Genomic DNA, 25884 nt, shown 5'->3' with positions numbered 1-25884 from the left:
TAGCCCTATCGGTTAGCGCCCAGTCACCGAACTATCTCATCAAGCTGCTGCGGCCTTCACGGCTCGCCCTACCTCCGCGCGCAACCGGGTGTACTCCGGAGAGCGCCTGAGCTCGTCGGGGTCGACCCCCGTGCGCGGCAAGTCGACAGGCAGATCCAATGCCACCTGACCGGGCCGACGGGTCAGCACGACGATTCGCGAACCAAGGAACGCCGCTTCGTCCGCGCTGTGCGTGACGAACACCGTCGTCCGGCCGGACTCCGCGCTGACCTGCCGCACGTCCTCCTGAAGCCGCTCCCGCGTCAACGCGTCGAGCGCGGCGAACGGCTCGTCGAGCAGAAATAGCGGCGTCTCGGCGGCCAAGGCGCGGGCGATCGCGACGCGCTGCTGCTGCCCGCCGCTGATCTCCCAGATCTTGCGGTCGGCGGTGCCTTCCAGCCCGACGCGTTGCAGCAGCTGATCGCGTCGTTCCCCGCGGCGCTCCCGCGGCACCTTCGCGTACTTCAGCGCCAATTCGACGTTGCCGCCGACGGACCGCCACGGGAACAACCTCGGCTGCTGGAAGACGACGCCTGCGGTCACGCCGGGCGTGGGTGCCTGGCCGGAAACCTGGACCTCGCCCGCACTCGGCGACTCGAAGCCGGCGATGAGCCGCAGCAGCGTGCTCTTGCCGCACCCGGACGCCCCGACCAGCACCAGGAAGGCGCCCGGCTCGACGTCGAGATCCACTGGGCCAAGGGCGGTTACGTCGCCGTAGCGGTGCGCGACGTTCTGAATCCGCAACTCCCCGGGCGCCGCACCTTCGCTATCACTGCTTGAGGGCATCGGGCAGACCCTTGGTGTAGATGGCGTCCTGGAACGTCTTCAGCGGAGCGGCGGTCGGAATCTGCTTCTGATCCGCAAGGAACTGCGACGCACTCTGCAGGTTCACCGCGATGTTGCCTGGCGCGCCGTCCGAACCGAGCCATTCGGGCGAGGCGACTTCCTGCGGGGTGAGGTAGACACCCTGCTTTAGCTGTCCTGCAACGACTTCCGGAGACAGCCCGATCTCGGCTGCAATGGCCTTGGCGGCCGCATCGGGATCGTCCTTGATGGTGGTCAGCGCGCGGGCCTCTTGCTGGCGCCAGGTGTTGACGACGTCGGGATGCGCCTGGGCGAAGTCGTCGGCTACCGCGGACAAGTCCAGCGTGGGCTTGCCGTCCTTGGCGAGCTGGCGGCTGGTGATCAGATCCTTGCCGGTCTTGCGCAGGTCGTCCAGCGTTGGCAACCACGTGTAGGCGGCGTCGATGTCGCCGCGGTCCCACGCCGCCAGGATCGCCTGCGGCTGCAGGTCCACCAGCTGAACGTCAGTGGCGGACAACCCATTCTGCGCCAGTGCGGCGAGCAGGCTGTAGTGCGCGGTGGACGCGAAGGGCGTCCCGATACGCTTGCCCTTCAGTTCGGCAATGGTGTTGATGCCACTGGCGTGGCGAACCACCAGCGCCTCGTTGTCGCCGGCCACGTCGAGCACGAACGCCACCTTGTAGGGAATGTTCAGCGGCGCGGACAGTCCACGTGCCACGGGGCTGGAGCCCAGCGCACCGAAGTCGAGTTCCTTGGCGATGAACGCGGTGTTGACGTCGGCGCCGGAGTCGAACTTCGTCCACTTGATGTTGTAGTCCGGCAGGGCTTGTTCCAGCCACTTGTTGTTCTTCACGATGAGATCACCGCTCGGAAACGTCTGGTAGCCAATGCGAATAGTGGGCTTGCTCGCGTCCTGCCCAGAGTGGTCCACCGAGCAGCCCGCCAGCGCCAGGGTGGTGACGGCGGTTGCCGCCAGCAGTGCCTTGAACTTCATATCTTTCCTCTCCAAGGGACTGCACGCCGCTCAACGGAGCGCAGTAGACCGTCGATCACCAAGCCCGAGAACCCGATCGCAAAGATGCCGACCAGCACCACGGGGGTATTGTTGTAATTGCTTGCGTCCTTGACCAATCCGCCGATTCCGGGGATGCCGTTGAACAACTCGGCGGCGACCACCGACGAGTACGCCATGCCGACGGCCAGGCGGATGCCGGTGAACGTCTCCGGTAGTGCGGACGGCACGACGACGTCGCGGATCACCTGCAGCCGCGTTGCACCAAGCGCGCGCGCCGCCTCGGTCAATCCGACGGGCGCGGCGACCACGGCAGCCGTCGTGGCCACCGCCGCGGGAGGCAAGGCAGCCAGCGCAAGCAGCGTGATCTTGGGGGCCTCGTCGATGCCGAGCCAGATGATGAGCAGGAAGAAGTACGCCAGCGGCGGAAGCGCGCGCAGGAACGTCAGCCACGGCTCGAGCACGCTGCGCACCCAGCCGACGGAGCCCATGACGAGCCCGAGACCGACGCCGAGCACTACGCCGATCACGACGCCGACGAACACGCGGCGCAACGTCATGTAGAGGTGTTCCCACAACAGATAGCCGGCGTAACCCCGCACTCCGTCATGGGTCGTCGAGACATCGATGAACGCCCGCCACACCGTGGCCGGATATGGCACGAACGTTGGGTTCCAGATGCCTGCGGCGGCGGCGAGCTGCCACACGATCAGGAAGACGACGACTGACAACAGCGGCAGGGCCGCCTTGACCAGTCGGCTGCGCCACTTGTTGCGCGGCGCACGGTCAACCGGCGAGTCGACCTGCGACTCGCCGGGCACGATATCGACGAAGACGGACACTTTGCCTGCGACTTTCTTCTACCGGGGGACTGACGGGGACCGTGTCAGCGACAGCAGGAGTCCGCAGGTGTGGTGTGCACCGGGTCATTGCTACGCGGTCGCGGCCAGCTGGAGAAGTCCTGTGCTCAACCTGAGTTTTAGTCGACTGCGGGATGATGGTCCGATGACCGAGGTGCGCGGACGGATGTGGCGGGCCGGAAAGCCCATCGACGGCTTCACGTTCTCGGCCATCTCGGACTGTCTCGAGTCCGACGACACCCTGGTGTGGGCCGACATCTACGACCCTGACCACGATGCGCTGACAGCACTCGCCGAGGAACTCGGGCTCAACGTCTGGGCGGTCGAGGATGCGACCGCACCGAAGGAACGCACCAAGGCCACGGTCTACCGCACGCATACCTTCTTCACGGTCTACGCCATTCAGACGGTGACGCCGGCAGCAGACGACGACACCACGTCGACTCTGGTGAAGCACCGCATCTCGGCGTTCGTCTTGCCGCGGGGACTGATCACGGTGCGCCTGCCCCCGCTGGCGGGCGATGACCCCGGCTTCGCAATGGACGAAGTCTCGCAGCGGTTCGACGAGCTGGGCGGCCAGCAGTACGGCGTCGGTTCTTTGGTACACGGGCTGCTCGACGTCGTCGTGGACGGGCACTTCGAAGCCGTTCAGGTACTCGACGACGAGATCGAATCACTCGAGGACGAGCTGTTCGCCGACGGCGGGCCGAGACGCGGGCTGCAGCGGCGCACCTTCCGCTATCGCAAGGACCTCGTCGAACTGCGCAGGGTGGTGTTGCCCATGCGAGAAGTGGTCACGGCGATCAAGAGCCGTCGGCTGGACTCCAAGATCTCACCGGAACTAGACCCGCTCTACGACGATCTGTACGACCACGTACTCCGGGCGTCGGAGTGGACGGAGTCGTTGCGCGACATGGTCACAACGGTTTTCGAGACCAACCTGTCGCTGCAGGACGCCCGGCTGAACACCGTGATGAAGAAGCTGACCGGCTGGGCGGCGATCATCGCCGTGCCGACGGCCATCACCGGCTTCTACGGCCAGAACGTCACATATCCGGGCATCAACACCGTCGCGGGCTTCATCGTCAGCTCTGCGATGATCGTGCTGCTGGTCGCGATCCTCTACGTGAGCTTCAAACGGCGGGACTGGCTCTAGCGCTCGTAATGCTCTAGCGCTCGTAATGCTTCAGCGCCGCAATGCTTCAGCGCTGGCGAAGCGCTGCTATGCGTCCGGCGAGCAGCGCCGTCCACTCGGCCAGATAACGGTCGTCGGGGATGCGCGGCTCGGCTTCGTGGAACAGGCTGGTCGCGAAGCGGGCCCCGAGGATGCTGTTGAGCCCGAGCGCTGCGAGCACGCTGCAGTCCTCCTTTGCCAAGGTGGGCGCCCAGGCGGTGATCCATTCTGCGAGTTCGGCATTGAGTCCGTCGATCAGTGCGGCGTAGGCGGTGTCGAGGCGCGGCGAGCGGCCTGCCGGGGTGCGGGCCGCGATCTGCAGAAGCTCGAGTTCCTCGTCGACGACGGTCAGCAAGTAGCGGCCAAGGACGGTGAGCTCGGCGTGAAGGTCGCCGAGTCCGGCGAACAATGCGCGGATGTCGTGCATGGCGCGGCGGCGGTCCAGTTGGCGGTCGATGCCCGCCGCCAGCAGCGCGTCCTTCGACTTGAAGTGGCGGTATAGGGCACCCGAGCCCGCCGCCAGACCCGCGGCCGCTTCGATCTGGGAGACGCTGGTGGCCTCGAAACCCTTTGTGCTGAACAGCCGCATTGCCTCGGTGACCAGCCGATCACGCGTCGGTGCCGGTGCAATCATTGACCTCTCCAAAGTGATCACTTACGCTACGTATGACTCCACTTTACTACTCAGCTGGCCGCATGGAGGTAATTCGATGCCGTACCAGGACAAGCCCGTGGCCCACGGACGAATCCGGCGGACGATGCCGCTGGCTGGCTTCACCGCACGCGCTGCCGGGGGCCGGCTCGTCGCTGGGCTGCGGGAGAAAACCGGCAATGACGGCGCGGTCGAGCGGTTCCATGAACGCACCGCCGAGCGCTACACCGATCTCCTTGGCCATTCCAAGGGCGCCCTGATGAAGATCGGGCAGTTGCTCTCGATGATCGATGCCCGCGGGCTGGGGACGGGCGGGTTTGCGCCGTATCAGAAGGCCCTAATCCGGCTGCAGGCCGACGCCCCGCCGATGGCCCCGGCGTTGGTTCACGAGGTCTTGCACGCCGAACTCGGTGCTGCGGTTGAACAATTCGCCGAATTCGACGACAAGCCGATGGCTGCTGCCTCCATCGGTCAGGTCCATCGGGCCGTACTGCGCGACGGTCGTCAGGTCGTGGTCAAGATCCAGTACCCCGGGGTCGGACAGGCGATCCGTGATGACCTGGCCAACACCGAACTCGTGGCGACATTTCTGCGGTTTGTGATGTCGGCGTCGGGGATGGTGTTCGACGCACGCACGCTGGCGCAGGAATTGACGTCGCGTATCTCCGATGAAGTCGACTATCGGCGCGAGGCTGCCACCATCTCGACGTTCCACGAGCTCTACTCGGGCCACCCCTTCATCCGAGTTCCGGAACTGGTGCCCGAAGTGTCCGCCGACCGCGTGCTAACCATGACCTATCTGGACGGAATGGATTGGACGGCAGCCCAACAGGCCGACCAGGACCTGAAGAACACCTGGGCCGAGGTCATCACCCGCTTCAGTAACGCCAACTACCGCCACGCCAACCTGATGCACGCCGATCCGCATCCCGGCAACTATCGCTTTCACCCCGACGGAACGGTGGGCTTCGTCGACTTTGGTTGCGTGACGGTGCTGCCCGAACGGATGCGCCAGGTCTCGATCGCCATCGTCCGCAACGCGATCGAGCGCCGCAGTGCCGACTTGCGAGTCGCCATGGTCGAAGCGGGCTTCATCACCACCGACTCTTCGCTGACGGCGGCTGAACTTCAGGCGTACTGGGCGCAGGTCTTCTACGAGATCGTGGTTGCACCGCAGCCTGCCACCTACTCACCCGAGAGCCCCTCGCGCACCGCACACTTCGTCTTCGGGCTGCACGACTCGAGCAACCCGTTGACCCGTATGGCTGCACCGGGCGACCTGGCCTTCGCCCCACGCGTTCAAACCGCGCTGAGCAGTGTCTGTGGGGCCCTGCACGCGACACTGGCCGCCCGCTCGATCGCCGACGACATGGACGGCGTGGCCGAACCGACCACCGAACTGGGCAAGCTCCACCACGCGTGGGTCCGTGAACGCGGCCTGCCCGGGGCATTGGATCATCATGACCACCCGTGACCCCGTGCCCCACGGCAGGATTCGGCGCACGATGCCGCTGGCTGGCTTCACCGCACGCGCTGCCGGGGGCCGGCTCGTCGCCGGGCTGCGGGAGAAGACCGGCCGGGACGGCGCGGTCGAGGAGTTCCACGAACGCACCGCCGAGCGGTACGCCGACCTGCTCGGCCACTCCAAGGGCGTGTTGATGAAAGCGGGCCAGATCTTCTCGATGATTGACACCAGCGCGCTGGGCACCGGTGGCTTCTCGCCGTATCAAAGAGCCATGACCCGGTTGCAAGCTGACGCGCCACCGATGCATCCGGCACTGGTCCGCGAAGTGCTCAATGACGAAATCGGCGCTGCCGTCGAGCACTTCGCCGAGTTCAGTGACGACCCACTTGCGGCTGCCTCGGTCGGTCAGGTGCATACGGCAACGCTACGAGACGGTCGCGCAGTCGTCGTCAAGGTTCAGTATCCGGGAGTGGCGCAGGCGATCCGGGACGACCTCGCCAACTCGGAGCTGGTAGCGACATTCCTGCGCTTCGTCATGGCGGCCTCCGGAATGAAGGTCGACGTCCGTGCGCTCGCCCAGGAAGCCTCGGCAAGGATCGCCGAGGAGATCGACTACCGCCACGAAGCCGCCATGATCACCGCGTTCCGCGAGCTCTACCGCGGTCACCCATTCATCCGCATCCCAGAGGTGGTGCCCGAGGTATCCAGTGACCGGGTCCTGACGATGTCCCATCTCGACGGGATGGATTGGGCGGCAGCGCAACAGGCCGACCAAGACTTGAAGGACACCTGGGCCGAGGTGATGTCGCGGTTCATGAATGGCAACTACCGGCACGCGAACCTAGTGCATGCCGATCCTCATCCAGGCAACTATCGCTTTGGCGCCGATGGCAGCGTCGGGTTCCTCGATTTCGGCTGCGTGCAGATCTTTCCCGAGCGGCAGCGCGCGCGGTGGGTCCGCTTTCTGCGCGCCGCCATGGAGGGACGCACCGACGACTACCGCGACCTGCTGGAACAGATGGGGTTCCTCGCTGAAGACTCATCGCTCACGGACGACGAACTGGAACAATGGGTTTCAGATATGGGCCGCGAATCCACCATGCCTCAACCGGTCACCTATGGCTCCGAAGCCGCCGCGCGCATCATCCGTGGGTTCTTCGACGTTCGCGACGGCAGTCATCCAGTAACCAAGATCTCGGTGCCTGCGACGTATGCGTTCACGTCTCGAATCATGCTGGCGTCCGCCAGCGTGGCGGCCGGCTTGCAAGCGACCGTGCCGGTCCGAGCGATCATGGACGACATGGACGGCGTCGCCGAACCCATCACCGAGTTGGGCAAGCTGCACCACGCCTGGGTGCGCGAGCGCGGACTCCCCGGAGCATTGGACCACCATGACCATCCCTGAAACCGCGCTCCCCAGGCTGCCGTGGAGTGCGGCAGATCCTTACCCCTACTACGAGCGTCGGCGCCGCGACGGCGACGTGGTCTGGGACGACGCGGCCGGAGCGTGGCTGGTACTCGGCTATCAGCCCGCGCGGGCGATCCTCGGCGGCGCGGGCTGGACCAGCGTCCCGCCTGCCAATTCGAGGGGGCCGCAACTAGATCCGGACCTGTTACGCCGCAACATGTTGACTGCTGACGGCGCGGACCACCACCGGCTGCGCGGCTCCGTGCGCGACGTCTTCACCCGCACCTTCGTCGCCGGGCTGGAGGAGGGCATCGAGGCGATCGCCGCAGAGACCGTCGACGTCATTCCGGCAGGTGTGACGTTCGACTTCATGGCGGAAGTCGCGTTGCCGCTGCCCATCGCGGTGGCGGCGTCCTGGTTGGGACTGAGCGTGGAGTCGGCGCGACTGCTGCGCGAGGAATCTCCGGCGATCAGCAGACTGCTCGGCGACCCTGGCGACCCTGCGGCGGTCGACGCTGGCATGGCAGCCCTGGCCACGCTGATGACCGAACTGCTGCCGCTGGCGGCCGACCGACGCAGACATCCTGGCGACGACCTGCTCAGTTTCATCTCCGCTGACCCTGACCTCGAACTCGACGACGTCGTCGTCACTGCCGTCATCATCGCGGTCGCCGGCCATGAAACCACCGCAAATCTGTTGGGCGCGGCGGTGATCCGGCTCTTCGGACCCGGCTCCTACGATGTCGCGACCGCCGACGGCGGACTGATCACCGAACTGCTCCGCCTCGACGGTCCGGTTCAGGCCATCGGACGGACCGCCACGCGCGACCACGTATTCGACGGCGTCACGATTCCCGCCGGTGCGCCTGCGCTTGTGGTCATCGCGGCAGCCAACCGTGACCCGGCCGTCTTCGATCGCCCCGCGGAATTTCGCCCAGAACGCACCTGCGCAGCCCCGCTGACATTCGGCTACGGCGCGCACTACTGCCTCGGGGCCGCACTGGCCCGGCTCGAAATCGGCATCGCGTTGCGGCACGTGCTGGCCCGTCGGCCCGTGCTGTGCGGTCAACCGACGTGGCGGGACACCCCTGCCATTCGCGGACCGTTGACGGTGCCTATTCGCTTTGGCTAGCCGCGGGCACCATCGGGACGTAGCTGTTGGTGCGGTCGGGGCGCTGCCACAGCACCCCATCGCTCGCCGTCACGCCTTCCCTGATCAGCTCACGCTTGAGGATCTTGTTGGTGGCGGTCTGCGGCAACGTGCGATTGATCCGCACGAATCGCGGCCAGGCCTTCGACGACAGGTCGGGTTGCGCAGCAAGGAATTCCGCTAGGTCGTTCGGCGCCAGCGTCAGCCCGTCGCCGAGCACGAAGGCGGCCATGATCTGGTCGCCGACGCGCTCGTCGGGCACCGCATACACCGCGACCTGGGTGACCGGGGCCAGCCGCTGCAGAATCCGTTCGATCGGTGCGGCGGCCTGGTTCTCGCCGTCGACGCGCATCCAGTCCGCGGTGCGGCCGGCCAAGTAGATCCACCCTTCGGCGTCCCGGTAGGCCAGGTCGCCCGACCAGTACATGCCGTGCCGTACCCGCTCGGCCGTGGCGGTCGGATCGTTGTAGTACCCGGCGAACGGGCCAGAGCCTTCGGTGTTCACAAGTTCACCGACCGCGTCGTCGAAGTTCGCCAGCGCCCCGCTCTCGTCGAACACCGCAGTCTCACACTCGGTTACGGAATCTGGATGGTAGATCGCCACCCCTGGGTAGCCCTTCCCGATCGATCCGGGCGGCGTGCCGTCCTCGCGGTAGATGATCACCGCAAACTCGCTGGAGCCGAACCCGTCGAGCACGCGACAGCCGAATCGCCGTGTGAATACCTCGATGTCGCGGTCGGTGGCCTCATTGCCGAACGCGGCCCGCAGCGTGTTGTCGGCGTCGTCGGGTCGCTCCGGCGTGGCCAGCACCAGTGCCAGCGGCTTGCCGACGTAGTTCATGTACGTCGCGCCGTACCGCCTGATGTCAGACAGGAAGCCAGACGCCGTGAACTTCGCCGGCGCCATCGCCGCGCCGCTACCGGTCGCCACCGACCAGCCTGCCGCGACACCGTTGGAGTGGAACAGCGGCATCGCCAGGTAGCAGACGTCGTCGGCCGTGATGTCAAGTTGCGCGATCAGGCTGCCCCCGCACATCACCGACATTCCATGGGCGAACGGCACGGCCTTTGGGTTGCCGCTGGTGCCGGAGGTGAAGATCATCATGAAGGGATCGTGCGGACCGACTTCGCGGTGCGGGACCAGCGCCGGGGCGCTTGCAGCGAGATCACAATACAGCGGTGATGCCACGTCGATCACGACGACGTCCGTAAGGTCGAGCCCTGCCAGCAGGGGCTGATGCTCCGGATCGACAAGCAGCAGTTGGCAATCGGACCGGCGGATATCGGAAAGCAGGCCGTCCCCGCGGCGCGTGGTGTTCAACCCGCACAAGACATAGCCGCCCAATGCCGCCCCGGCCATGGCGCGGAGCATCGCGGGCGAGTTGCCCAGCAGCGCACCGACGTGCAGCGGTCGGGCCGGGTGGGCCAGTCCGATCAAGGCGGCGGCCTCGGCCGCCGCCTCGGCCAGGTGCTCGCGCCAGGTCCAGGTGCGGTCTCCGTATAGGACGGCCGGGGTGTCGTCGGTGGCCCGGCTGCGCAGCAACGCCTGAACCGTCTCAAACATCCTGTTGCTCCGTGATTTTCATGCCGTCGCGCCACCGTCGACGACGAACTCGGCGCCAGTGCAGTAGCTGCTTGCCGCGCTGGCCAGGAACGCGACGAGTTGCGCCACCTCACTCGGGCGGCCGACGCGTGGCATCGGCAGGTGCGAGAGGTCTAGCGCGGCCGCGTCGATCATCGGCGTGTCGACCGAGCCGGGGCAGACGCAGTTGACTCGGATACCCAACGGCGCCAATTCTTGTGCGGCCGACCGGCTTGCACCGCGCAGCCCCCACTTCGACGATGCGTACGGAAGCGCGCCCCCGAACCCACGCAGCGCAGCGATCGAGGCCACGTTCACGATCGCTCCGCCCGACGGCATCACCGTCGACACCGCCTGCATGCCGAGAATCGGTCCCACCAGGTTCACGTCCAGCATGTCTCGGATCTGGTCGGCAGACCATTCGCCGAGCGGCGCCTTGCGGTAGACGCCTGCGTTGTTCACCAGCACGTCGATCCGGCCGTGCGTGGCGGCAACGTCGGACACCACCGCCGTCCACGCGGCAGCATCGGTGACGTCGAGGCGCACGAGACCCTTCCCGTCGGCGTCGCTCACGTCGCAGGCCACCACCCTGGCGCCGAGCGCTGTCAGCAATTCGGCCTCCGCGGCGCCCTGCCCGCGAGCGGCGCCGGTGATCAGGACGACCTTGCCCTCGAGGTCCTTCAGCAGATCCGGTTTCATCGCGTCGTGAACACCAACCCTGCGTAGCCACGCTCGGCCACCTCGTCACAGTGCGTCCGGTAGACGCCGAACCCGCCCACGTACGGCATGAATACCCGTTTCTTCCCTTCGACGTTGGCGCCCAAGTACCACGACGACTGTGCCTTGGGGAACAGCGTCCGTTCCGAGACGTCGGCGACGTGGTCGGTCCACGCCTGCGCTGCGTCGCGACGCGGTTCGACCTCGTCGATGCCGCGGGCCGTGGCCATCTCGATGAGCCCGACGGCCCAGTCGACCTGAACTTCGGCGTGCAACACCATGTTGGCCAGCACCGACGGGCTTCCAGGGCCGCTGAGGCTGAACAGGTTCGGCAGTCGGGGCACCATCAGACCGAGAAACGTGAGGGGTCCGTTGGCCCACATGTCGGTGAGTCGGTCGCCTGCCGGGCCGACCGGGTCGATACGGGTGAGCGCGCCGGTCATCGCGTCGAACCCGGTGGCGAACACCAGTGCATCGCAAGGATAGGTGGCCGCACTGGTGCGCACGGCGTCGACGGTGATCGCGTCGATCGGCTCGCGGCGCAGGTTGACCAGCCGGGTGTTGTCGCGGTTGAACGTCTCGTAGTAGCCAACGTCGGTGCAAATCCGCTTGGTCCCGATCGGGTGATCGGTGGGGATCAGATCGTCGGCGACGCGTGGATCGTCGACGACGTCGCGGATGCGGGCCTCGGCGAACTCGCGGGCGATGTCGTTGGCGGCCTGATCGGTCAGCTGATCCGGGAAGGTCTTACCAAACAGCACGCCGCCCTGTGCCCAGCGTTGCGACAGGGCCTCGGTCCGCTCGCGCTCATCGGTCTCGGCGGCCGGTCTGGTGTCGGTGGTGTGCGGAGTACCGGCGGGGGCGTACGCGGACTTGTGCCTGCGCTCCGGATACTCGGTGCGAATCCGCTGGATGTCTTCGGCGCTCCACGGCCGGTTGGGCATCGGGACGCTGTAGTTTGGCGAGCGCTGGAACACCACCAGCGCCTCGGCCTGCGCGGCGATGAGCGGAATCGCCTGGATGCCAGACGATCCGGTGCCGATGACGCCGACGCGCTTGCCGCGAAAGTCCGGCTCCTCGCGCGGCCAATCAGCGGTGTAGTGGACCTCGCCACCGAAGGTGTCCACCCCTGCGATGTCGGGGCGGTTGAGCGCCGAAAGGCACCCCGTCGCGCACAGCAGGAAACGGCCCGTGTGCGCGCCACTTGCTGCGGTATGCACGCTCCAGCCGCCCCGCGACGAGTCGAATTGCGCGCCAACGACTTTAGTGTCAAACCGATAGTGCCTGCGCAGTTCAAACCGGTCGGCGACGTGCTCCAGGTAAGCCAGAATCTCCGGTTGGGCAGCGAACCGCTCGCTCCACGTCCACGCGTCCTGCAACTCCTCGTCGAAGGAGTACGAGTAGTCCACGCTTTCGACGTCGCAGCGTGCGCCGGGGTAGCGGTTCCAGAACCAGGTGCCTCCGACGCCGCTCGCGGCCTCGACTCCAAGCACCGACAGGCCCGCCGTTGTCAGTCGGTGTACCGCGTACAGCCCGGCGAACCCCGCACCGATCACGATCGCGTCGTAATTCACCGCGCCGGCTCCGCACCGGCGGACACCGCCAAGAGGTCGCGGACATCGCCCCACAGCAGCGCCCTTGCCGCGACCGCAGGGGCGAACGGCATCATCGTGAGGAATCCGTGGAACAGTCCGGGAAAGTCGCGGTGCACCACGGTAACTCCAGCGGCCCTCAGCGTGGCCGCATACGCAACGCCCTCACTGTGCAGTGGGTCCAATTCGGCCGTCACCACGACCGCGGGCGCCAGCCCCGCGTGGGACTCGGCGCGGGCCGGTGCTACCGACCACGACGGTTTGGGCAGCACGTCGCCGCCGAGGTACTGCCGCCAGTACCACTGCATCGCCACCCGGGTATTGAAGAATCCTTCTGCGCGGGTGCGGTAACTGTCAGTGTCGAAGGATGGGTCGATGACGGGATACAGCAGCACCTGGGCCGCGGGCGTGGGTGCATCGCGGCTGCGGCAGATCAGGGCGGTGACGGCGGCGAGATTGCCACCCGCGCTGTCGCCGGCGACGGCCACTCGCTCCGGGTCGACGCCGAGGTTGGCTGCGTGTTCGACCACCCATTGGAACGCTGCGAAAGCATCCTCGGCGGCCGCTGGCGCCGGATGTTCGGGCGCCAGCCGGTAGCCGACCGAGACGACGACGGCCGAGCACTCCTTGGCGAACTCCCGGCAGAAGCCGTCGTGACTTTCGATGTCGCACAGCACGAATCCGCCGCCGTGGCAGAACACGACGGCGCCGCCGTCAGGTCGGTGTGGCTGGTAGATCCGGAGCGCGAGCCCTCCGCCGGGTCCGTCGATGAGGGCGTTGCGGGTTGCCGCGACGTCGTCGAGGTTGCGCACGGGCTGCCGCCTGGCGGCCACCGCCGCACGCGCGTCGCCCGCCGACATCCGCTCCACCGGCGGGAACCCGTCGTTGAGCGTCTGCAGCATCGCCGAAACCGCATCGTCCATCGCCCGCCCTCCTTCCGAAGCGGACTATTTCTATCAGAACTATGTCGGCGATATCCCCGATCGGTGAATCCTGCTCAACTATGGTGTCGCAATGGCTGACGAGGGCACTGTGCCGGGTCCCACGGCGAATCCCCCGGCGTATCCCGCCTTGCGGGCGACGAGTTGGGCGGTGCTCGGCATCCTGTCGTTCGGCGAGGAACTCTCGGGTTACGACATGAAGAAGTGGGCCGACTGGAGCCTGCGCTTCTTCTACTGGGCGCCGTCCTACAGCCAGATCTACGGCGAGCTGAAGAAGCTGGAAGAGCTCGGGCTAGTCACGTCGCGGATCGTCGACAAGAACGACGTGCGTGGCAAGCGGCTGTACCGGATTTCGGAGGAAGGCGAGCGGGCCGTGACGGCTTGGGCCAATGAGTCGCCTGCCGAACCCGCCGTGCTCAAGCATGGCGTGATGTTGCGAATGTGGTTGGGCCACACGGCCGATCCGGAAAAGCTACGTGAGGTGCTCGTCGCGCATCGCGCGCAGTCGGAACGCATGCGGGTCCGCGCGCTCGCCGACGCCAAGGGGGCCGCCCCGGTACCGGAATGGGCCTACCCCGAGGTCGTGCTGAACTGGTCGGTGCAGTACTACGAGGACGAATGCCGGCGCGCCGACACGATGCTCGCCGACCTGGACAGGCTCGCCGCGGCCCGGGCTGCGAAACCCGGGAAGAAGCGCCGCAAGCCCTGAGCCGCAAGCCCCAGCCGTCACGCCGGGCGGTACCGCAGCAGCGTGACGCCAGCGTCCGGCACGTCGCAGAACACCGGTGCCACGCGCATTCCGATTCGGATGTCCTCGCGCGCGACGTCGACCAGTTCCGTACTGATGCGCGGGCCGACGTCCCACTGCACCACCGCAAGGAACTGCGGAAGCGCGTCGGCCCACGGCGGTCCCGTCGGCCGGTCCGCCACGGTGAACGTGTAAAGCTCGCCGGCGCCATCGATTTCGCGCCACTCGAGATCGTCGGCCAGCGTTCCGGGCGCCAGCGTGCGCGGGTAGAAGACGTAGCGGTCCAGCGATGGCGAAAACTGGATGACGATCCGGTGCTCGGTGAGGCCGTGCCAGAACGGCGCGGACACGGGCGTCGGCTCGGGGAGCGGAAACTCACTCACGTCAGTCGCCTCCCAGCAACAGGGCCACCTGCTCGCTCATGATGCCTCCGGTGCCGCTGACGAACGCCGTATTGCATTCGGCGACTTGCGCATCCCCGGATCGGCCCATCAGCTGCCGTGCGGCATCGACGACGTGATGCATGCCGCCCGCCATCCCGGCCTGGCCGAACGACAGCTGGCCGCCCGCAGTGTTCAGCGGAAAGTCACCAGCGAAGGTGAGGTCGTGCGACTGCACCCACGCCATGCCTTCGCCCTTGCCGCAGAAGCCGGCGTCTTCGAGCGTCATCAGCACCGTGATGGTGTAGCAGTCGTATATCGACGCGATGTCGACGTCCGACCTTTCGAGTCCCGCCATCACGAAAGCCCTTTCGGCCGAGCGCGCCACCGGTGTGGTCAACAGGTCCTGCGCGTAGGTCGGGGTCTTGAAGGCGATGTGTTCACCAAAGCCCTTGATCCATACCGGACGATGCCGCGCCTTGCGGGCGAGGTCGGCGTTGGCGATGAGTACTCCGGTGCCGCCCTGCACTCGCATGACGGTCTCCAGCATGTGGATGGGGTCGGCGATCATCGGGCTGTTGAGCACGTCGTCGACCACTAACGGCTTGCCGTGGAACACCGCACCGGGATGAGCGCAGGCGTTGGTGCGCTGGTCGACCGCGATCTTCGCAAGCGCCGTCGGATCGTATCCGTACTGCGCCGCGTAGCGTTGGGCGATCTGGGCATACGGCGCGTTCTGTCCGACGTTGCCGTACGGGATCTCGTATTCGGCTTGCGGGGAACCGAATACGTTGCTCGACGCCCCGTACCAGCCCGGTGTCGGCGCAGCGCCACGCTGGGCCTGGGGCTGAGATAGCGGCACTGTCAGCGAGCCGGGCACCACCGCGAGCACCGCGTCGCACAATCCAAGTTCGACGGCCACCGCCGCCCGCCACACCATTCCGGCCGACGAGGCGCCGCCGAGGTCCACCCGCTCGCCGAAATCCAAGGGCAGGCCCAAATATTCGCTCAGCGTGGCGGGCGCGAACATCGTCGATTCGGCGACGCCGTGGGTGATCAAACCGTTGACCAGGGTGGCGTCGACCCCGGCGTCCTCGACGACCATCCTGGCCAGTCGGGCGTACTGGTCGAGCGTGAACAGCGGCGGACCGGTCTGCTTCTTCTCGGCGGGCAGCTCGGCGATGCCGATGATCGCGGCGGTTCCCTGCAACGCCATCAGAACCCCGCCACTAGGACCCGCCCCGCAACGGCAGCGCGACAGTGGCCGTACCCGGCATCAGCACGGTGTCACCGCGCCTACCCGCGATGTCCAGTTCGACCAGACCCATGTTGTCCGCCAAGCGCTTTCCGGTGACCACACCACCGAACACGAGCTCCTGACCCGGATGTGCGACGGCGCGGTTCTGCACCGAGTACTCGACGAGCCGGCCCCGCCCGCCGATCCAGTCGGTGAGCGCGCGCGCCAGCAGCGCCGACTGCAACGGGCCTTGGACGAGCACGTCGTCGTACCCCTCGACCTCGCGTGCCCACTGCTTGTCGTAGTGGATGCGATGGCCGTTGTAGGTCGCCGCGCTGAAGAAGAACATCTGCGTCTCGTCAACGCTGACGGTCAGCGCGGGCAGCTCGTCGCCGGTTTCGACGTCCTCGTAGTAGACCTGGGTCCTAGCAGTCATCACGGCCGCGCAATCATCGAGGTCGTCGCCTCGGCAACCAGTTCGTCGCGCTGGTTGCGGTAGCTGGTGTGCCACGTGACCAACACGAATTGTCCTGATCTGCCGTGCTTTTCGACGATCGAGGAGATCGTGCGCACCATTTCGATCTCGTCGCGGTGATACGACGGGAGGTGGAAGGTGAACTGCTCACCGCCCGCCATCCGCTTGGGTGCGCGCGGGAAGGCCAGGCCGCCAGACACGGCGCCCGACGAGCCGTCCGGCCGCAGCCCCTGCAACGACGTCACCGGCAGCACGCAGTACTGCAGGTACAGCGGCGGGCAGATGACGTCGTCGTATCCATTGGTGCGGGCGTAAACGGCGTCGAACCAGAGCGGGTTGTGGTCGCCGGCCGAGGCCGCCCAGCGCTGCCAGTCCCGCCGGTTGACCTCGCCGGTCGCGGTCGCCGCGACGGTGCCGACCTGCGCTGCGGACTCCTCGTCGATCAGACTGTCGATCACACCGTCGTCGGTCACGAACCGTCCTCCTCCAACCCGTCCTCTTCCAACTTGTCCTCTTCCAACTCGTCCTCGTCCAACCAGGTAGCCGCCACGTCGGCGCCACCTCCGATGGTCGATAACACGCGGGCCCGTTCCGAGAACAGGTGCAGGTCGGTGTCGACGACGAAGCCCATGCCGCCATGCAATTGGTGGGCGTCCAGGGTGACGAGCTTGGCCGCGCTTGCGGCGTGCATCCGCGCGATCGCCGTTTCCCGCGTCGCAACGTGACCGCGCCCGAGCCAGAACACGGCCGAGCGCGCGGCCAGCCTGGCCGCGCTCAATGCGATGTGCATGTTGGCCACCAGATGCTGTGCGGCCTGAAACGATGCGATCGGCCGGCCGAACTGGTGGCGCATCTTGGTGTAGTCGACGGTGCGCGCCAACGCTGCCTCACCGACCCCGACCAGATCGAGTGACGACAGGGCGACCGCAGTGTTCGCCAAGCGCCGCAACGCATCGTCGTCGACCTCACCGAGCGCCGCTCGTTCGTCGGTGACCGCGGCATCGGCGAAGTGCGCGCGGAACGCGCGGTACCCGCCCATCACCGAAAGTGCCTCGGTGCGAACGCCTTCGGTCCGCAAGGGCACGACGAACGCCATGGTCCGTCCGGTCTCGGCGTCCGCGGCCGACGCGACGATGTGGTCGGCCGCGTCGGCGTCGGCGACGAACTCCGCGTTGCCGTCCAACCGCCACCCGCCATCGGACTCGCGATGGGCCCGTAGCGTGGGCGTGATGACGCTGGCGTCGTTGGGATTCCAGAGGCTGGTCGTCGCCGTTCGGGTTCCGTCGCACAGGCCGGGCAACCACGTCGCGCGCTGCGCCGAGCTTCCGAGCGCCTGGATCGCCAACCCCGCCTGCACGGTGCCGTGCACCACCGTGGGACACAGGGCGCGGCCCGCCTCGATGTAGAACACGCCGAGGTCGGTCAACCCGCCGCCCGACCCGCCGTACTCCTCGGATACCGCGAGACCCAGCACCCCCGCTGCCGCGAGCGCCTTCCACAACGTCGGCGGCACGCTCGGCGCTTGGGCGTCCTTCCACTGCCGGGCGACGGTGGTCGGGCACTCGGCGGCAAGCAGGCCACGCAACGCAGCGGCGAGGTCGCGCTCATCCTGGTCTGGCAGCAGTCTCATGTCAGATCACCGTCCGTACGACGGCATGCCGTGGCCGCGCTGCCCGATGACGTCCCGCAGTACCTCGTTGGTGCCGCCGCCGAATCTCATCAGCGGTGAGGCGCGGTAGAGCCGTTCGAACCGACCACCTTCCGGCGCACCCGAATATCGGTGCGCCAGAAGTCCGTCCGTGCCGAGCACGTCGATCGCGAGGTCGGCGATGCGCTGCCGAAGTTCGCTGGTGAAGATCTTCTCGACGCTGACCTCCACCGTCGGAATCACGCCGCTGTCGAGCATCGACGCGGCCTCGTATCCCATCAGCATGGCGACTTCCACGTCGGCTTCGGCCTGCGCGAGCCTGCGCCGGAACACCGGGTTATCGGCAGGCTTGCTGCCGTCGGGAAGTGTGAGCGCCAGCAAGTCGTCGAGCGCGCGGCGCATCGGGCCCGCGTTGGTGAGCGCCCCGCGTTCCAGATCGAGCGCGCCGGTGATGTAGGTCCAGCCGCGGTTCTCCTCGCCGATCAGGTTGCTGACAGGCACGCGCACGTCACGGAAGAACACCTCGTTGGTGCGGTAGCCCGACCAGGCGTACAGCGGCTGGATCTCCACGCCAGGGTGGTCGACGGGCACGATGATCACCGAGATGCCGCGGTGGCGGGCGGCGTTCGGATCGGTACGGACACACAGCCATTCGTGAGTTGAGCGTTGCGCGCCGCTGTTCCAGATCTTCGCGCCGTTGATGACCCATTCATCGCCGTCGCGGACGGCCCTGGTGCGCAGACTGGCCAGGTCGGTTCCGGCGTCGGGCTCCGAATACCCTACCGCGCAAATCATTTCGCCCCTGGCGATCGGTGGCAGGAACTCCAACTTGTTCTGCTCGGTGCCGTGCCGCATGATCATCGGCGCCACGGAGGTCACCGTCAGGTCGGGCCCCGGGACACCTACGTATTCGAACTCGCGCATCAGCAGATGCTGATGGACGGCGCCGAGGCCAAGCCCGCCGTAGTCCGTCGGCCAGTTCAGCCCGAACCAGCCCTTTGCACCGACCTTGCGCCGGAAGGCCGCAATCTCACCACCGGGGAACTCGAGGTCGTGTTCCGCCAGCTCGGCGCGCAGCTCGGGGGTGACGTGCTCGTCCAGAAAGTCGCGGACCTCGGCCAGCCAAGCCTCTTGCGCGGCATCCAGTTCGAAGTCCACGAGCGGTCAGAGTAGTCGCGGCCTTAGTGCTTAACGGACTATTCCGAAAAGAACGACTGGCGAATCTGGCGTCGCACGCGCGACGCTGCGCTGGCCGTCGCGCTGGAAGCCGCGGACCACCACCGCCGTAGCTCGGTGACCAGTTGGGCCGAAGCGCCAGGGGCGGGCTCGACGGCCGGCGCCGGAGGCACGAAGCTCGCGATGCTGAATGTGACTGGGGAGGTGGAATTCTCCTCGCAGTACTGCTCCCCGCACATCCGACACTCGATCTCGTAGCGGATCGCTTCGGTGCCGCATTCGGTGAAGCAGTAGTCAGCGGAGGCCGCACACCGAGGACACCGCGCCAAGCCTCGTTCGACCACGATGTTCATGACAGCAATCGTCCAGCCAGGGAACGGCTGATGCACCCAACCGGGGGATCTCGATGCGAATTCGGTGTGCAACCGAGATCAGCGTGGGTAAGCACACCGCTTACCGCCCGAGGGGTTCGCGCGTGCCCCGGGAGCAGATGGGAGACTCTTCGCATGATTATCGGGATACCGCGCGAGTCTCACGCGGGTGAGACGCGTGTGGCCGCCACGCCGCAGACCGTCGGACAACTGCTCAAACTGGGCTACTCCGTCGTCGTCGAGTCCGGTGCCGGCGATGCCTCCACCTTCTCCGATGCCGCCTACGTCGAGGCCGGCGCCAGTGTCGGTGATCGCGGAGAGGCACTGTCCGCCGACGTAGTACTCAAGGTCAACGCGCCGTCCGACAGCGAGATTGCCTCGTTGAAGGACAAGGCCACCCTGGTCAGCCTGATCTCACCGGCACTGAACCCAGACCTGGTCGAGAAGCTGTCCGCCCGCCCGATCACGGTGCTGGCGATGGACGCCGTTCCGCGCATCTCGCGGGCGCAGTCGCTGGACGTGCTGTCATCGATGGCCAACATCGCCGGGTACCGGGCCGTCGTCGAGGCCGCCCACGCCTTCGGCCGGTTCTTCACCGGGCAGGTCACCGCAGCGGGCAAGGTGCCGCCGGCCAAGGTGCTCGTCGTCGGCGCGGGAGTGGCCGGACTCGCCGCCATCGGCGCGGCAGGTGGCATGGGCGCGATCGTGCTGGCCACCGACCCGCGGCCCGAGGTCGCCGATCAGGTCAAGTCGCTCGGCGGTGAGTACCTGTCCGTCGAGTCCGCGGAAAAAGAGGTCTCGGCCACCGGGTACGCCAAGGAAATGGGCGACGACTACAAGGTCCGCGAGGCGGCGCTGTACGCCGAGCAGGCCAAGGACGTCGACATCGTCATCACCACCGCGCTGATCCCCGGACGGCCTGCGCCCCGCATCATCACCGCGGAGATGGTCGCCTCGATGAAGCCGGGCAGCGTGATCGTCGACATGGCCGCGGCCAACGGAGGCAACGTCGAGGGCACCGTCAAGGATCAGTCCGTCGTCACCGACAACGGTGTGACGATCATCGGCTACACCGATCTCGCCGGGCGGCTGCCCGCAACGGCCTCCCAGCTTTACGGCACCAACCTTGTGAACCTGCTCAAGCTGCTCACTCCCGAGAAGGACGGGCTGCTCACCTTGGACTTCGACGACGTGGTGCAGCGGTCGGTGACCGTCGTGCGTGACGGCGAGGTCACCTGGCCGCCGCCACAGGTACAGGTGTCGGCCGCGCCGGCCGCAGCGGTCAGTGCTTCGGTCGAGCCGAAACCCGCCAAGGTGCCGATGACGACGGGCCGCCGGCTGGGCATCACCTTCGCCGCGGCCGCGGTGCTGTTCGCCTTGATCGCGTTCTCGCCGGCCGCACTGCAAGTGCACCTGACGGTCTTCGCGCTGGCGATCGTCATCGGGTACTACGTGATCGGCAACGTGCACCACGCCCTGCACACGCCGCTGATGTCGGTGACCAACGCGATATCCGGCATCATCGTCGTCGGCGCGCTGTTGCAGATCGGCCACGGCGAGACAGTGATTACAGCCATCGCCTCGGTCGCGATCCTGCTCGCCAGCATCAACGTCTTCGGTGGCTTCGCGGTCACGCGCCGCATGCTCGCCATGTTCTCGAGGAGCTGACCATGTTCACCGTAGAAACCGCCGCCACCGCGGCCTACGTCGTAGCCGCGCTGTTGTTCATCCTGGCGTTGGCCGGCCTGTCCAAGCACGAGACGTCGCGGGCAGGCAACAGCTTCGGCATCACCGGCATGGCCATCGCGCTGGTCGCGACCATCACACTCGCGCTGGCCCGGCACATCGAGCCCATCGGCCTGGCGCTGCTCGCGGGCGCCATGGTCATCGGCGCCGCGATCGGACTGTGGCGCGCCAAGGTCGTCGAGATGACCGGCATGCCCGAGCTGATCGCGCTGCTGCACAGCTTCGTCGGCCTGGCCGCGGTGCTGGTGGGCTGGAACGGCTACCTACTGGTGGAAGGCGACCCCGGCGGCGCCGAAGCCGCCCTGCTACAGAGCCAGGGCCTTGGCGGCATCCACTCCGCCGAGGTCGTCATCGGTGTGTTCATCGGCGCGGTGACGTTCACCGGTTCGATCGTCGCCAACCTGAAGCTCTCGGCCCGCATCAAGTCCGCCCCGATGATGCTGCCGGGCAAGAACCTCCTCAACGTCGGCGCGCTCGTGGTTTTCGCAGCGCTCACGGTGTGGTTCGTGATCGATCCGCAGCTGTGGCTGCTTGGGGTGGTCACCCTGCTGGCGCTGCTGTTGGGCTGGCATCTGGTCGCCTCGATCGGCGGCGGCGACATGCCGGTGGTGGTGTCGATGCTCAACAGCTACTCGGGCTGGGCCGCGGCCGCCTCGGGCTTCCTGCTCGGCAACGACCTGCTGATCATCACCGGCGCGCTGGTCGGCTCCTCGGGTGCGTACCTGTCCTACATCATGTGCAGGGCGATGAACCGGTCGTTCATCTCCGTCATAGCTGGTGGTTTCGGGATGGAAAGCTCAGGGGCTGGGTCCGATGTGGACTACGGCGAGCACCGCGAGATCAACGCCGACGGTGCCGCCGACCTACTCGCCTCGGCCCACTCGGTAATCATCACGCCGGGGTACGGCATGGCGGTGGCCCAAGCCCAGTACGGCGTCGCCGACCTGACCCGAAAGCTGCGCGATCGCGGCGTCGACGTCCGGTTCGGCATCCACCCCGTCGCGGGACGGCTGCCCGGCCACATGAACGTGCTTCTGGCCGAGGCCAAGGTGCCCTACGACATCGTGCTGGAGATGGACGAGATCAACGACGACTTCGGCAGCACCGACGTCGTCCTGGTCATCGGCGCCAACGACACCGTCAACCCGGCGGCATCCGAGGATCCGAGCAGCCCGATCGCCGGCATGCCGGTGCTCACGGTCTGGAACGCCGCCAACGTGATCGTGTTCAAGCGGTCCATGGCCTCGGGCTACGCCGGCGTGCAGAACCCGCTGTTCTTCCGGGAGAACACCCAGATGCTCTTTGGTGACGCCAAGGACCGGGTGGACGCGATCAACGCGGAGCTGTCGGAAGCTGCCACGGTAGGCCATTAGGACCGGAAACTAGGATCTGCAACCATGCCAGTCGACAGGTTGCTGCCGTCCTCCGAAGCCGACGAGTTGATCGCGCTGACCCGCGACGTGGCCGACAAGGTGCTCGATCCCATCGTCGACGAGCACGAGAAGTCCGAGACGTACCCCGGCGGCGTCTTCGCCCAACTGGGCGCCGCGGGTCTGCTGAGCCTGCCGCAGCCTGAGGAGTGGGGTGGCGGCGGGCAACCCTACGAGGTCTACCTCCAGGTGCTCGAGGAACTTGCCGCCCGCTGGGCCGCGGTCGCGGTGGCCGTCAGCGTGCACAGCCTGTCGTCACATCCACTGCTGACGTTCGGCACCGACGAGCAGAAGCAGCGTTGGCTGCCCGGCATGCTGTCCGGTGAGCAGATCGGCGCGTACAGCCTGTCCGAGCCGCAGGCCGGATCCGACGCCGCCGCACTGCGATGCGCGGCTGAGTTTGTTGCTGCCGGGCCGACGCCTGGCTACGTCATCAACGGCTCCAAGGCCTGGATCACCCACGGCGGCATCGCCGACTTCTACACGCTGTTCGCGCGCACCGGCGAGAAGTCGATCAGCTGCTTCTTGGTGCCCGGCGACCTCGGCGGGCTGAGCTTCGGCAAGCCCGAGGAGAAGATGGGCCTGCACGCCGTGCCCACGACGTCGGCGTTCTACGACAACGCACGGGTGGACGCCGACCGGCTCATCGGGGCCGAGGGCCAGGGCCTGCAGATCGCCTTCAGCGCACTGGATTCCGGCAGGCTGGGCATTGCCGCGGTCGCGACGGGAATCGCGCAGGCCGCCCTCGACGAAGCGACGCGCTACGCCAACGAGCGAACGACGTTCGGCCGCAAGATCATCGACCACCAGGGACTCGGATTCCTGTTGGCGGACATGGCTGCCGCCGTGGGGAGCGCCAGGGCGACGTACCTCGACGCGGCGCGCCGCAAGGACGCCGAACGGCCGTACTCGTCGCAAGCCAGTGTGGCCAAGCTGGTGTGCACCGACGCCGCGATGAAGGTGACCACCGACGCGGTACAGGTGTTCGGCGGCGCCGGCTACACCCGCGACTACCGCGTCGAGCGCTACATGCGCGAAGCCAAGATCACCCAGATCTTCGAGGGCACCAACCAGATTCAGCGGTTGGTCATCGCCCGGGGGCTGAGTTCTTAGCGCGAGTGGGAACCTCACGACGTCGCAGGCCCGAAAACGTCGCCAAATTGCCACTCGGCGGGTGGTAGGGCTAGGCGGTGAGCGCGTCCTCGGGGGGCGACGTCACGGTCACCAGCGTCCCGCCGCCGAGCTGAGAGTCGATGTCGATCGCGCCGCCCATCGCGTCGAAGCGCACCAGCAGCGAGCCAAGCCCGATGTGGCCCTCGGCGACGGCACTGTCGATGTTCGCCGGATCGAACCCGGTGCCGTCGTCGGCGACGGTCATCACGATCCGGTCGTCGCGCCGGAACAGCCGGACGGTGACCGTGGTCGCGCGGGCGTGCTTGTTGATGTTGACCAGCAGTTCGCGCGTCGCTCGGTACATCAGCGTCTGCGAAGCCGGTTTCCCGACGTCCTCGAGGTCGGCGACGACGTCGAAGCGAGTCTCGTACTGCCGGAGCAGTTCTCGCACCGCCGGTGTCAGCCCCAGTTGGGCGAGCACCTGAGGGTGCAACTCTGTGACAGTCGACCGGAGTCCCTTCGCCGTGTCCTGCAGCGCGGAGTACACCCGGTCCAAGGCGGGGTCGGGGTTGCGTTCGCGCGCCTCGTCGAGCTCGAGCCGGGCGGCGAGCAGGGTCTGCAACGGACCGTCGTGCAGGTGTTCGGCCAGTTCGCGGTTGTGCCGGTCGTCGGCCTGCATGGCCTCTGACACCAGCCGCTGGCGCACCTCTTGCAGCGCCCTCACCCGGTTGGCCCGCCGCGAGAGCACCAGGCACAGCGCCGTCGTCGCCACCGCCAGCCACAACAGGAAGGCGAACTGCAGGTACACCACGTCGGGCATGTCGACGTGGTTGTCGCGCACCGCGTAGATCAGCCACGCCGCCAGGTAGCAGATGGCCGTGAAGACGCCGAGAAAGCCCGTCAGGATCGGGCGGTCACCGAACGCCACCGAAAGCGGCAGCAGGAAGAACACCGGCAGCAGGGCCGCGGTGGCGCCACCGGACACCACGCACAGCGCGACGACCGCCAACACGTCGACGGCCGTCGACGCCCAGCCGCCCCACCACGGCATCGAGCCGGTGAACACCGCGACGGCCCACAGCGCCGCAGCCAACGCGTACGCACCGAGGATCACGGTGTAGACCTCGGGCAACCAGCTGTCGACCTCCCACAGCCAGACCAGGAACCCCATCAACGCGATCAGCGGCAGCCGCAGCAGCGCCGACACCCGGACTGGTTCTGAGGCGAAGTAGTCGACGATCCGCCAAGGGAGGCGTTCCACGCTATTCCAGCAGCTTGCGGCGCATGGCCTCGGCGACGGCGGAGCCACGGTCACCGACGCCGAGCTTCTCGTACAGCCGCTGCACGTGGGTCTTCACCGTCGACGGCGCCAGGAACAGTTCCTTGGCCATCGCCGGGATGGTCTTGCCGCTGGCGATGAGCGCCAGCACTTCGCGTTCACGGGCGCTCAGCGTCGGGGTGTCGTCAACGTTGCGACGCTGGATCTCGCCGACGAGTCCGGCGGCCAGGCTCGGGGCGACGACGTCGCGGCCCTTCGCGCAGTTCAGCACCGCGTCGATGAGCTCGCTGCGGCTGGACTCCTTGGGGATGAATCCGGCGGCGCCCTCCTGCAACGCGCTGTAGACGATCGCCGACTCGTCATGTGCGGAAATCAGCAACACGCGGGTCGGCAGTTCATCGCGGCGCACCGCGGCGGCGACCTGCGCGCCGTCAAGGCCGGGCATCCGGTAGTCGAGCAGTGCCACCTGGGGCCGGTGCGCCCGGATGAGCTCCAGCGAGGCCAGTCCGTCCTCGGCCTCGCCGACCACGTCGATGGTTCCGCTGGACGCCAACGCGCGCACCACACCGTCGCGGAAGAGCGGGTGGTCATCCCCCACCACCACGGTCACCTTCGCCGGACCGGTCACGGCGACAGCTTCCCACACCAGCTTGGGCCGAACGTGGATTACCGTCACGCGTCCGGCGTCAGGACCGTGGCGGTAATCCGCGTTCGGCGGGGAAGGGGCGGGCGCGCGCACGGTTTACCCGTCACCGTGGCCGCGCGCCTTCGCCATCACCTGCACGACCTGCGACGACTCCGCATCCAGAGCGCGATACCCCGCAGCCGACAGAGACTTGGTGACGTGAACGCCGAAGCACCCCGCACCTGTCATGAGCAACGTGG

The 25884-nt window shown here is 67.1% G+C and carries 25 protein-coding genes; 8 read left to right on the top strand and 17 right to left on the bottom strand.

All coding sequences use genetic code 11. The annotated features are described in order from the left end of the window. Window positions 1-39 precede the first annotated feature (39 nt). Genes SLQ30_RS14530 through SLQ30_RS14520 form a run of 3 tightly spaced genes read right to left on the bottom strand, consistent with a single transcriptional unit; the run spans window position 40 to window position 2697 of the window. A complete protein-coding gene (locus SLQ30_RS14530; protein ID WP_319450232.1) occupies window positions 40-825 on the bottom strand; it encodes an ABC transporter ATP-binding protein in 786 nt (261 codons plus the stop codon). After that, on the bottom strand, window positions 809-1837 hold the full coding sequence (locus SLQ30_RS14525; RefSeq protein WP_319450233.1) for a glycine betaine ABC transporter substrate-binding protein: 1029 nt from the start codon (window positions 1835-1837) through the stop codon (window positions 809-811). Before SLQ30_RS14525 ends, SLQ30_RS14530 begins: the two co-directional genes overlap by 17 nt. After that, window positions 1834-2697 (bottom strand): ABC transporter permease, encoded by an 864-nt coding sequence (locus SLQ30_RS14520; protein WP_319450234.1) that lies wholly within the window; start codon window positions 2695-2697, stop codon window positions 1834-1836. Before SLQ30_RS14520 ends, SLQ30_RS14525 begins: the two co-directional genes overlap by 4 nt. 163 nt (window positions 2698-2860) lie before the next feature. Between SLQ30_RS14520 and SLQ30_RS14515 the strand changes: the two genes are divergently transcribed. Next, window positions 2861-3871, top strand: coding sequence for a magnesium transporter CorA family protein (locus SLQ30_RS14515; RefSeq protein WP_319450235.1), 1011 nt, complete (start codon window positions 2861-2863; stop codon window positions 3869-3871). A 46-nt stretch (window positions 3872-3917) separates the two neighbouring features. Here SLQ30_RS14515 and SLQ30_RS14510 read toward each other — a convergent pair whose 3' ends face one another. Continuing rightward, window positions 3918-4520 carry a TetR/AcrR family transcriptional regulator gene (locus SLQ30_RS14510; RefSeq protein WP_413468052.1) on the bottom strand — a complete coding sequence of 201 codons (603 nt, stop codon included), beginning with the start codon at window positions 4518-4520 and terminating at the stop codon, window positions 3918-3920. Between the two features lie 79 nt (window positions 4521-4599). Here SLQ30_RS14510 and SLQ30_RS14505 point away from each other — a divergent pair, with 79 nt between their 5' ends. From SLQ30_RS14505 to SLQ30_RS14495, 3 genes are read left to right on the top strand one after another with little or no spacing between them, the layout of a single operon-like run. Next, the gene (locus SLQ30_RS14505; protein WP_319450237.1) at window positions 4600-6015 is read left to right on the top strand and encodes an AarF/ABC1/UbiB kinase family protein; all 1416 of its coding nucleotides are present in this window, start codon (window positions 4600-4602) and stop codon (window positions 6013-6015) included. Beyond that, a complete protein-coding gene (locus tag SLQ30_RS14500; RefSeq protein WP_319450238.1) occupies window positions 6002-7411 on the top strand; it encodes an AarF/ABC1/UbiB kinase family protein in 1410 nt (469 codons plus the stop codon). Before SLQ30_RS14505 ends, SLQ30_RS14500 begins: the two co-directional genes overlap by 14 nt. Continuing rightward, window positions 7398-8546 carry a cytochrome P450 gene (locus SLQ30_RS14495; RefSeq protein WP_319450239.1) on the top strand — a complete coding sequence of 383 codons (1149 nt, stop codon included), beginning with the start codon at window positions 7398-7400 and terminating at the stop codon, window positions 8544-8546. Before SLQ30_RS14500 ends, SLQ30_RS14495 begins: the two co-directional genes overlap by 14 nt. Here the strand turns inward: SLQ30_RS14495 and fadD1 are convergent. From fadD1 to SLQ30_RS14475, 4 genes are read right to left on the bottom strand one after another with little or no spacing between them, the layout of a single operon-like run. Next, complete coding sequence (gene fadD1, locus SLQ30_RS14490; protein ID WP_319450240.1) at window positions 8530-10128, bottom strand: fatty-acid--CoA ligase FadD1; 1599 nt, start codon at window positions 10126-10128, stop codon at window positions 8530-8532. The two genes, SLQ30_RS14495 and fadD1, sit on opposite strands and share 17 nt — an antisense overlap. An 18-nt stretch (window positions 10129-10146) precedes the next feature. Next, on the bottom strand, window positions 10147-10845 hold the full coding sequence (locus SLQ30_RS14485; protein ID WP_319450241.1) for an SDR family NAD(P)-dependent oxidoreductase: 699 nt from the start codon (window positions 10843-10845) through the stop codon (window positions 10147-10149). Further along, window positions 10842-12437 (bottom strand): NAD(P)/FAD-dependent oxidoreductase, encoded by a 1596-nt coding sequence (locus SLQ30_RS14480; protein ID WP_319450242.1) that lies wholly within the window; start codon window positions 12435-12437, stop codon window positions 10842-10844. Before SLQ30_RS14480 ends, SLQ30_RS14485 begins: the two co-directional genes overlap by 4 nt. Continuing rightward, a complete protein-coding gene (locus tag SLQ30_RS14475; RefSeq protein WP_319450243.1) occupies window positions 12434-13378 on the bottom strand; it encodes an alpha/beta hydrolase in 945 nt (314 codons plus the stop codon). Before SLQ30_RS14475 ends, SLQ30_RS14480 begins: the two co-directional genes overlap by 4 nt. A gap of 91 nt (window positions 13379-13469) precedes the next feature. Here SLQ30_RS14475 and SLQ30_RS14470 point away from each other — a divergent pair, with 91 nt between their 5' ends. Further along, complete coding sequence (locus tag SLQ30_RS14470; protein WP_319450244.1) at window positions 13470-14105, top strand: PadR family transcriptional regulator; 636 nt, start codon at window positions 13470-13472, stop codon at window positions 14103-14105. 17 nt (window positions 14106-14122) lie between these two features. Here SLQ30_RS14470 and SLQ30_RS14465 read toward each other — a convergent pair whose 3' ends face one another. From SLQ30_RS14465 to SLQ30_RS14435, 7 genes are read right to left on the bottom strand one after another with little or no spacing between them, the layout of a single operon-like run. After that, the gene (locus tag SLQ30_RS14465; protein ID WP_319450245.1) at window positions 14123-14527 is read right to left on the bottom strand and encodes a Zn-ribbon domain-containing OB-fold protein; all 405 of its coding nucleotides are present in this window, start codon (window positions 14525-14527) and stop codon (window positions 14123-14125) included. A 1-nt stretch (window position 14528) separates the two neighbouring features. After that, window positions 14529-15740, bottom strand: a complete 1212-nt coding sequence (locus tag SLQ30_RS14460) for a thiolase family protein (protein ID WP_413468038.1) — start codon at window positions 15738-15740, stop codon at window positions 14529-14531. Window positions 15741-15753: 13 nt separating this feature from the next. Next, window positions 15754-16197: a MaoC/PaaZ C-terminal domain-containing protein gene (locus SLQ30_RS14455; RefSeq protein WP_319450246.1), complete on the bottom strand. Its 444-nt coding sequence runs from the start codon at window positions 16195-16197 to the stop codon at window positions 15754-15756. After that, window positions 16197-16682, bottom strand: coding sequence for a MaoC family dehydratase (locus SLQ30_RS14450; protein WP_319450303.1), 486 nt, complete (start codon window positions 16680-16682; stop codon window positions 16197-16199). Before SLQ30_RS14450 ends, SLQ30_RS14455 begins: the two co-directional genes overlap by 1 nt. A 23-nt stretch (window positions 16683-16705) precedes the next feature. Then, a complete protein-coding gene (locus tag SLQ30_RS14445) occupies window positions 16706-17866 on the bottom strand; it encodes an acyl-CoA dehydrogenase family protein (protein ID WP_319450247.1) in 1161 nt (386 codons plus the stop codon). Between the two features lie 6 nt (window positions 17867-17872). After that, window positions 17873-19042: an acyl-CoA dehydrogenase family protein gene (locus SLQ30_RS14440; RefSeq protein ID WP_319450248.1), complete on the bottom strand. Its 1170-nt coding sequence runs from the start codon at window positions 19040-19042 to the stop codon at window positions 17873-17875. A 38-nt stretch (window positions 19043-19080) separates the two neighbouring features. Beyond that, window positions 19081-19413 (bottom strand): hypothetical protein, encoded by a 333-nt coding sequence (locus SLQ30_RS14435; protein WP_319450249.1) that lies wholly within the window; start codon window positions 19411-19413, stop codon window positions 19081-19083. A gap of 153 nt (window positions 19414-19566) precedes the next feature. Here SLQ30_RS14435 and SLQ30_RS14430 point away from each other — a divergent pair, with 153 nt between their 5' ends. Genes SLQ30_RS14430 through SLQ30_RS14420 form a run of 3 tightly spaced genes read left to right on the top strand, consistent with a single transcriptional unit; the run spans window position 19567 to window position 23720 of the window. Beyond that, the gene (locus tag SLQ30_RS14430; RefSeq protein ID WP_319450250.1) at window positions 19567-21099 is read left to right on the top strand and encodes a Re/Si-specific NAD(P)(+) transhydrogenase subunit alpha; all 1533 of its coding nucleotides are present in this window, start codon (window positions 19567-19569) and stop codon (window positions 21097-21099) included. A 2-nt stretch (window positions 21100-21101) separates the two neighbouring features. Continuing rightward, window positions 21102-22550, top strand: a complete 1449-nt coding sequence (gene pntB, locus SLQ30_RS14425; protein ID WP_319450251.1) for a Re/Si-specific NAD(P)(+) transhydrogenase subunit beta — start codon at window positions 21102-21104, stop codon at window positions 22548-22550. A 24-nt stretch (window positions 22551-22574) separates the two neighbouring features. After that, a complete protein-coding gene (locus SLQ30_RS14420) occupies window positions 22575-23720 on the top strand; it encodes an acyl-CoA dehydrogenase family protein (protein ID WP_319450252.1) in 1146 nt (381 codons plus the stop codon). Window positions 23721-23790: 70 nt separating this feature from the next. Here the strand turns inward: SLQ30_RS14420 and SLQ30_RS14415 are convergent, their stop codons facing one another. Beyond that, window positions 23791-24981 (bottom strand): sensor histidine kinase, encoded by a 1191-nt coding sequence (locus tag SLQ30_RS14415; protein ID WP_319450253.1) that lies wholly within the window; start codon window positions 24979-24981, stop codon window positions 23791-23793. A gap of 1 nt (window position 24982) precedes the next feature. After that, window positions 24983-25627 carry a response regulator transcription factor gene (locus SLQ30_RS14410; RefSeq protein ID WP_319450304.1) on the bottom strand — a complete coding sequence of 215 codons (645 nt, stop codon included), beginning with the start codon at window positions 25625-25627 and terminating at the stop codon, window positions 24983-24985. Window positions 25628-25884 lie beyond the last annotated feature (257 nt).

It is taken from the genome of Mycobacterium sp. RTGN4 (genome assembly GCF_033804635.1).
In the GTDB taxonomy this organism is placed as follows: domain Bacteria; phylum Actinomycetota; class Actinomycetes; order Mycobacteriales; family Mycobacteriaceae; genus Mycobacterium.
This window is presented reverse-complemented; position numbering and strand designations above follow the sequence as displayed.